This window comes from Aurantibacter sp. (assembly GCF_039941195.1).
Classification (GTDB): Bacteria; Bacteroidota; Bacteroidia; order Flavobacteriales; family Flavobacteriaceae; genus Aurantibacter_A.
The window spans coordinates 1-2,001 of sequence record NZ_JBDVFA010000073.1 but is presented as its reverse complement, the minus strand read 5'-3'; the positions used below and the strand labels follow the sequence as shown (position 1 = coordinate 2,001).

The 2,001-nt window shown below is 34.8% G+C and carries 2 protein-coding genes; one reads left to right on the top strand and one right to left on the bottom strand.

Annotated features, from left to right (window positions below):
• Positions 1-315 (top strand): phytanoyl-CoA dioxygenase family protein (locus ABJF52_RS12590; protein WP_348150703.1); only part of this gene is annotated, 315 nt, incomplete at its 5' end.
• A gap of 9 nt (positions 316-324) precedes the next feature.
• Here ABJF52_RS12590 and ABJF52_RS12585 read toward each other — a convergent pair.
• Positions 325-1,761, bottom strand: a complete 1,437-nt coding sequence (locus ABJF52_RS12585) for an arylsulfatase (RefSeq protein WP_348150701.1) — start codon at positions 1,759-1,761, stop codon at positions 325-327.
• Between the last annotated feature and the right edge of the window lie 240 nt (positions 1,762-2,001).

Below are 2,001 nucleotides of genomic sequence, written 5' to 3'. Positions count from 1 at the left end.
TGGGGATTATTGGACGCTCCTTCATTAGCCGGAGATATGAACGGTTTAATGAACTATTTAACACCTGAGCAGAAAGCAGAATTTAAACCGGTGCCCATAGCACTGAAAAAAGGTTATGGAACATTTCATCACCCACTAATGGTACATGGTTCATATGAAAACAAATCTGAAATTAGTCGTAGAGCCTTTGTATTAAACGCTTTTGCAGATGGTACAATTAGCAATACAGATGATGAGCTTTTACAAAAAGTACCTAAAATTGCAAAAGGTGAAAAAATGAAAGGAAAGTTTTTTCCGATGATTTATGAAAGCTAATAGTTTTAATTAAGTTGAAGGTACTTCTTCCCCCTCTAGAATATAATCTTCATCATAAACATGTGCTTCCTTCATATATGATTTCAGTTTTTCGAAAATTTCTGGATTATCGGTCACAACATTGGTCTGTTCACCAATATCCTTTGAAAGATTATACAACTCCCATGAATTGGGGTGATATTTATAAATCAATTTCCAATCACCTGCAATTACGGCCTGAGCATCATGTTTTCCTTCTGAAAACTCCCAATATAAATAATCATGTGTTTTCTGATCTTCAGTATCACCTAAAAGAGTTGGCACTATAGACAATCCATCTGATGAAATAGAATCTGAGTATTGCGCAATTTGGGCAAATGTTGGCATCATATCATAAAAAACAGATGGTAACGCTGAACTCGTGTTCTTTTTAATTTTTCCTGGCCATTTAGCAATAAAAGGAACTCGTATACCTCCTTCATATAAGTCTCGCTTTTTACCTTTAAGAGGGCCGTTGCTATCAAAAAAATCAGGGTCTACCCCACCCTCTTGATGAGGACCGTTGTCACTAGTGAAAATCACCAAAGTATTTTCTTCGATATCCATCTCTTTTAATTTAGAGAGTATTCGACCAACATCAGTATCAAGTAAACTAATCATAGCTGCTTTGGCTTTTTCTGCTTCCGGCCAATCTTCATTAGCATAAATTCCCAAGTCGGGCACTTCCATGCCATGTTCGGCTGTTAACTTACCCTCATTATTAGCATGTGGAATGGTTAACGGAAGAAATAAAAAGAAAGGTTTGGTTTTGGGTTTACTTATATATGCCAAAGTTGAATCTACAAATATGGAATGTGAATAGTCGTTTTTCTGAGTTGCTGAGCTTTTTATTCCCTTAGATTTTTCATTATTCATGTAAACAACCTCATTAGTCAAGTATACCTTTTTACTATTACCAATAAGGTAATCTGGGTAATAATTGTGTGCTCGGGTTTGATTTAAATATCCAAAATAGCTATCAAACCCTTGTTTATTGGGCTCACCAGCAGTACCAATCATCCCGAGCCCCCATTTCCCAATTAAGTTAGTTTCATAACCAGATTCCTTAAACATTTCAGCAATTGTAAAATCGGATTCCGTAAGTTCATTTTTATAATTCCCTCGAACAGCGGCATGACCTTGGTGCAAACCGGTTAATAGCGAAACTCTAGAAGGAGAGCATACTGTATTACCAGCATAATGATTCGTAAATAGAATACCTTCTTTCGCCATTCCATCAATATTGGGCGTCTTTATCTTTTGCTGTCCATAACTTCCCAAATCTCCATATCCTAAATCATCTGCAAGTATATATATAACATTTGGCGGTGTTTGTTTCTCTTCAGCTGATATAGGTTCATTTTTTGATTCTTTACAAGAAACCAAGAATGTGATACAGAACAATAGAATTAATTTTTTCGAAATCATGTCAATTAATAAGTTAAGAATAAAGGCCGCTATTTAAACAGCAATATAATAGTTTATTCTTACAAATGTAATTCATGTAAATATTAGAAATTAGATGCATTTTGAAGATTTAGAGGTCATTTAACCTTCGTTTTTATCCACTCGTCGAAGGGGTCATTTTTTCACTCACGTTTATCTACATTTTATCTCCGTTTAAAGGTCATATTTCGGCTGAAATACATCATTTATCAGATGAAATTT